The sequence below is a fragment of the Protofrankia sp. Cj3 genome (genome assembly GCF_917627355.1).
Classification (GTDB): Bacteria; Actinomycetota; Actinomycetes; order Frankiales; family Frankiaceae; genus Protofrankia.
In genome coordinates, this window is record NZ_CAKJTR010000107.1 from 11,642 (window position 1) to 17,540 (window position 5,899).

Annotated in this window: 2 protein-coding genes, 1 tRNA gene and 1 pseudogene; 3 read left to right on the plus strand and 1 reads right to left on the minus strand. The window is 67.6% G+C overall.

Annotation, left to right across the window (positions count from 1 at the left end; all coding sequences use genetic code 11):
- Together MJ783_RS15055 and MJ783_RS15060 are read left to right on the plus strand one after the other, a co-directional pair.
- Nucleotides 1-2,243 (plus strand): annotated as a pseudogene (locus MJ783_RS15055) (hypothetical protein); the annotation flags it as partial.
- Complete coding sequence (locus MJ783_RS15060; RefSeq protein ID WP_239311072.1) at nucleotides 2,240-3,010, plus strand: bacterial transcriptional activator domain-containing protein; 771 nt, start codon at nucleotides 2,240-2,242, stop codon at nucleotides 3,008-3,010. The pseudogene MJ783_RS15055 and the gene MJ783_RS15060, both read left to right, overlap by 4 nt.
- Before the next feature lie 105 nt (nucleotides 3,011-3,115).
- Here MJ783_RS15060 and MJ783_RS15065 read toward each other — a convergent pair whose 3' ends face one another.
- On the minus strand, nucleotides 3,116-5,242 hold the full coding sequence (locus MJ783_RS15065; RefSeq protein ID WP_239396218.1) for a serine/threonine-protein kinase: 2,127 nt from the start codon (nucleotides 5,240-5,242) through the stop codon (nucleotides 3,116-3,118).
- A 563-nt stretch (nucleotides 5,243-5,805) separates the two neighbouring features.
- Here MJ783_RS15065 and MJ783_RS15070 point away from each other — a divergent pair.
- Nucleotides 5,806-5,878, plus strand: a tRNA-Arg gene (locus MJ783_RS15070).
- Nucleotides 5,879-5,899: the final 21 nt, after the last annotated feature.

Below are 5,899 nucleotides of genomic sequence, written 5' to 3' on the forward strand. Positions count from 1 at the left end.
CGACCGGTGAAAGCCAGCCCGAAGGCTCCGGTACCGCAGTGGCCGCGAAGGTCGATACCGGGGTCATGGCTGCCGCGGGTGTTATCACGCCCTTACGGGGGATCGCCGGTTCCGCGCTGCTGGCCGCGGGAGTGGTGGTGGCGCTTGCCGAACGGCGGCCACGGAGGAACGCGGATGATGCGGTCGATGACTTCGAAACCATGCTCCGCCTCGCCGCCGATGTCGGGGCGGCCCGATTTGTCGACCAGGCGCTGCGGGTGCTTTCCGCGGAGCTGACCCAGGCCGGTCGTGCCCTGCCCCCGGTGTATGCGGCGACTCTCAGCGATTCCGCGCTGCTGCTTCACATCGCGCCAGCCGAACCTGAAGGGCCGCCGCCGCCATGGCGAGTTGGCGAGATACCGGGACACTGGCTCATCGATCGGCTCGCCGACACGCCCGACGGCCTGCCCGCGGGTGTTGTCGCAGGGATTCCGGCGAGCACGCCCGCACCCTATCCGGGCCTTGCCACGGTTGGCACGGACGACCATGGCGCCCAGATTCTCGTGGACATCGAAGGCGCCCCAGGGATCATCAGCCTGGTCGGGGATGCCGCCGTGGCTCGTGAAGCAGTTGTGTCCATCGCGGTGGAACTTGCCACGAACCTCTGGTCGGATGACCTCCGCGTCTACATGATTGGCTTTCCGGACCTCACCGCGCCGATCGTCCCGGACAGGCTGCGCACCAGTAGCAGCCTCGACGAGGTTCTGGGTGAACTGTCCGATCGCGGCTCACGGCACGGTGGCGCGGCCGGCGGCACGAGGGATCCGGCCGGCAGCGGGCGGGAGCACAGCGGTCATGGAAACGATGTGAACAGCACCTTCGACGCGGCGCTGCGAGGCCGGCAAGCAGCGCGGACCCAGGCGCTGTGGGCGCCGGACCTGCTGGTGCTGCCCGAGCCTCCGTCCGGCGACGATGTCGCGCGGCTGTCGGTTCTCGCCGCTGGACGCACCCAGGGCATCGGGGTAATCACGGTAGGCGACACTGCCGCGGCCCGCTGGCGCTTCACGGTAGACGCCGAGCGCAGGCTCTCCTTGGGTGTCCTCGGGCTGGACGTCAACGCCTTGACGTTGTCAGCGCCCGAATACGCGGCCATCCTGGCGATGTTCAGCCAGCCTGACGCGGGTTCAACGTCCGGGGACACGCGCGGCCCCGAGCCACGCGCGCTGCCGGCGGCTCCGAGCCGCGCGGAAGCCACGGACCGTACCCAGCCGCGCATCGCCATAACGGACATGCCATGGGCGGCTCTTCCAAACGCCGAAATAGTCCGGTCTGTGGACGGGGGTTCATCAGCCGCCGCGTCGGCGCCCGGCCCAGAGCTGACACCGACACCGGCACCGGCACCCGTCCCGTGGGTACCGGAAATTCCGCGGTGGATGCGCCCCCTCGGCTCCGGCGCGCGGAGGCCATCCCCTGGCGCGCCCGACAGTCAGAGAGATACGCCGATCCCGAGCATCCCGCCGATACCGCCTCCGCCCCCACCGGCAACCCGCCCCCACCGGCAACCACGCCGCCACCGACCCCACCGCCCAGGCCCCCGTCACCTCCAGGGGAACGGGCCATGGTGCTCAATCCGCCATATCCCCTCGATACCGGTGCAGGCAGGGAAGCCGGGGAAAGCGGGACAGCCTCGGGGTCCGCAGGGTCCCGAACGATCCCGGCCACGGGCCTGCCGGCGCTCCCGCCGCCTCGGTCCTTTCCGGTCCAGGCTGCGCCCGCCCAATCCGCTGGAACTCCGCAGACAGCGCTGGCACAGGTGTCCATGCGGGAGGCCGTGGCCCGACGGCCGCCGCCTGTTCTTCCCCCAGGTGAGAAGCGACCGGATGACACACGCAGCCAGGCGCCGCATCCGGCGCCAGCAGCGCCAGCAGCGCGGCTGCCTCAGGCACGGCGCCCCCATCTGCTTCCACCGGGCGAGCTTCCAGGCATCCCGGATGCATCAGGTGAGGAGGAACTCCCACGCAAAAAAACCCACGATCACACGGCCCTCGGCGCAAGCGTCGAACCGCCCGCTCTCCGGCCGCGCCAGGAAAGTAATGATCAAAAAACCTCCGACCCAGGTAATAAACCACGCACAGGCAGCGCCTCCGGAAATGACACGCTGCCCCGGCCCGAGCCGCCCGCCAGCCCGCCTTCGCCCCTGCCTGACCTGCATACATCCGCCTCGGCCGCACTGGTTCTTCGACCAGAAACACCCCTGTTTGTGACGGTGGACCTCTACCGCCCGAGCGAAGCCGAGATCCGTGTTCTGGGGACCGTCACCGTCGACGCTCCCGGTCCGCTGGAGCCCGATCGCAGGGACCTGCTGACCGAACTGGTGATCTATCTCGCCCTGCATCGCGACGGCACAGCCATCCATGACCTCAGTACGACGCTCTGGCCGCACGGCGTACCTGACGACGTGGTGACGGCGGCTCTCGACCACGCCCGCGCCTGGCTTGGGCCAGACAGCGGCGGCAGCCCGCGCATCACCGCCAGCGCCGACGGATCCTGGCGGCTCGCGGACGACCTCCGGTGCGACTGGGACCTGTTCGTTGCCTACGCCCGTCGCTCCAAGCAGCCGGACACCGATGCCGAAGAGAATCTCAACAATGCATTACGGCTGGTCACCGGTCCTTTGTGGACGAATCTGCCGGATCAGCGCTACCGCTGGCTGACCTCGAGCGCCATTAGGACTGCGACCACGACCGCGGTTGTGGACGTGGCCCACCGACTTGCCATGCTCACGCTCGGCTATGGAGATACCCTGACCGCCGTCGCGGCATGCCGGACCGGCCTGCGCGCTGTGCCGACCGCCGAAGTCCTCTGGCAAGACCTGTTACGTACAGTGGCGGCCCGACGCGACCGCAAAGCGCTCGAAGCCGTGATCGGTGAAATGTACCGCGTGATCGCGCCACCGCGAAGCGGCCTGAAGATTCAGGCTGAGACAGGGGAGCTGATACGGGAGCTCCTGTCGGGCCTCCGCCACCGATAGCCGGAGCACCAGCCGATAGTCGGAGTAGCCGATAGCCGGAGTACCAGCCGCGGGTCCACCGGGCACAAGCGCCAAGGCCGCGAGAAGGGTTCGATTCACGGCCGGTCAGCCATACGGCCTGTTGGCCCGGTATGGCGGGGGCACGGAAGACGACGGCGGTTGCCACGGTCCGGGCATCGGCAGCAGCGGGCCGCCGACGCGAGCCCCGAACAGCGCAAGCACCGCGATCGTCCCGAAAGCGGCGACGTGGACATCCGGCAGGTCCAGGTTGGTGCCGCCAAGAGGGACAAAAAAGCGCGCCGGCAGAAACAGCGGCACCTTCACCCGCAGGAGCGCCACCGCGGCTGTGACCCTTGCCGCGAAGAGAAAGAAACGGTCCAACCGGCGATCGCACAGTAAACCCAGCGCTACCAGCCCAATGGCCACGGCAAAACTGTCCGCCATGTAAATCCTAAGTTCCGGCTGGAACATCTCGAGCGCACAGACGCCGGCAGCTGTCGCCGTGATGAGAAATGCCGGGCCTCCGGACGGCGCCAGCAGACTGGCAAGAAGCAGCAGCCCCCCGACAACAGATGCCCCGATCAGGCTGCTTTGCTCGGGAAGGAGGTAGGATTTCCAAAGGGGATAGGCCCGGGTGAACATGACGACGCCCAGCCCGACTGACAACAGGACAAGGGCTGTCCAGCGCCCCGAACTCCAACCAGCGGTCCAGCCTCGCCAGGAAAAAACGGTGATCATAGCCACCGCGGCACCCAGCACAATCATCCACCAACCCACATGGGCTGGCTGATGAATGACCTCATGGGTCCAACCGAGTTCTGCCAGCGACATCACTGACAGGCCGACGACACAGCCGCCCGCGAAGTCACGCCAACTACCCCATCGGTTTCCGGCCACAAGACCGATGATTGATACCGGCAACGCCAGAAACGCGATCCCAAATTCGCCAAAAACATCCCACAAATCACCGTTCCGGTAGAGCGCCGGTACCCGCAGCGCCGCGGGAATCAGCGCAAGGAGCGCTGCCACCAGCAGGACGGCCAGAATCGGCATTGACATCGGCACGGAACGACCGAACCAGCCCTGTTGGGGCGGGCCCGGGGGGGCAAGCATGCGACGCAGGTCGATCGCGGCCGGTGGTGCCGCCCCTGCCTGCGCATCCGCATCTGCCTCCGCCGCGGCCGGTGGTGCTGGCTGCGGCGTCAGCAGTTCCTCGCGGGCTGGCCGCTGCCAGCCGTCCGGCGGGGGCGTCCCAGGCGAAGAGCCGGGATAGCCGCCCACGCCTGGTGGCGGCGGGGTCTGCCAGCCTGGCCACGGGGCTTCCCGGCGGGTCGCTGGGGGCTGCCCGTACTGGCGTGCCGGCGGCGGGACGTCCGCGCCACGGACGAGACGCGTCGCGATCTGCTCCGATTCGGTGATTCCGTGTATCTGCCGACCGGTGAGACCGGCCACCACGGCAGCGGCGGTGAGGCGCTCGGCAGGCGCTTTGGCCAGCGCCCTGGCGATCACCGAGGCGAACGGATCAGGAATGCCATCAAGATCGGGGGGACCGCCGAGCACCCTGGCCATCGACGCGGTCGGCGTCTCAGCGGCAAAGGGATGCCGGCCAGTCGCGGCGAACGCGACGCAGGTGCCCCAGGCGAAGATGTCGGCAGCGGGTCCGGCGCGTTCGCCGGATAGCTGCTCAGGTGACATCCAGGCGACAGTTCCGATACTGAAACCAGTTTTCGTGTTCACGGTGGCATCGGACAACCGGGCAATACCGAAGTCGATGACCTTCGGCCCGTCCCACGCCATAATGATGTTCCCGGGTTTGAGGTCACGGTGCACCACACCGGCGCCATGGATGACGACCAAAGCCTCCGCAAGGCCGACGGCGAGACTCATCAGCGCGGTGCCGTCCAGGCGACCACGCCGACGCACGGCGTCCGCCAGGCTCACACCGTCCACATAGGCGGTTGCCATCCACGGCCGGGGAGCGTCGACGTCCGCGTCAAGCACCTCAGCGACGAAGGTGCCACGCACCCGCCGGGCAGCCGTGACCTCCTGCCGAAAACGCGCGCGGAACTCGGGATCCGCGGCAACGTTGCGGTGCGGGAACTTGATTGCCACCGGCGTGTCGTCCGGGGCAAAACCCTGGTAGACGACCCCCATACCGCCTTCACCAAGCCGGCCATGCAGGCGGTACGGCCCAACCGAGCGCGGATCGTCAGCAGCCAGCGGCGCGAGCATTCGATCCCCTCTCGCCGACCCTGATCACCTACGGAGATTACCCGACTGCACAGACCCCACCCGCATCCTGGTCATGCATCCGTCACATACCCCATCAATAGTCGCGAACTCATCGCACGATCAAATGATCGCATGATCCAGACATCCACAACCAGTCAGACAGCGTGGACGCGAAGATGCCCCGACTGTGACCGTCATGGCCAAGGCAATCACAACGAGCAACGCGGCCTGCGGGCCCGCCAACGCCGCGAGACCTCCGACGAGAGGCGGACCCAGAAGCCAGCCTACAGAGCCGAGGCCGATGCCCGCGGCGAGCGAGATTCCCGCGGCCCTTCCACGGGTAAAAGACGCTCCAGCCCACCGCATCCTCTCGGGCAGAGGCTCGACAGGCAGATCAGACACAGCGGCACCAGCTGGCGGCCATGACATCAATGATCAATAATGACCGACCAGCGAGCCGCGACCAGCGAGCCGCGCCGACCAGCACCACACTGATGCCCGCTCGGAGATCATCCGCTGGTGTTGTAGTCTTGCCCAGTCGGTCCGCTATGGTGGTCCGACAGGCGCTCGTAGCTCAACGGATAGAGCACTTGACTACGGATCAAGAGGTTGGGGGTTCGAGTCCCTCCGAGCGCGCGCCGGTTGAGGCAGGTCAGA

What these genes read in the sequence shown, in the direction of transcription:
- MJ783_RS15065 (WP_239396218.1), bottom strand. Translation starts at nt 5,242, where the DNA reads ATGCTCGCGCCGCTGGCTGCTGACGATCCGCGCTCGGTTGGGCCGTAC.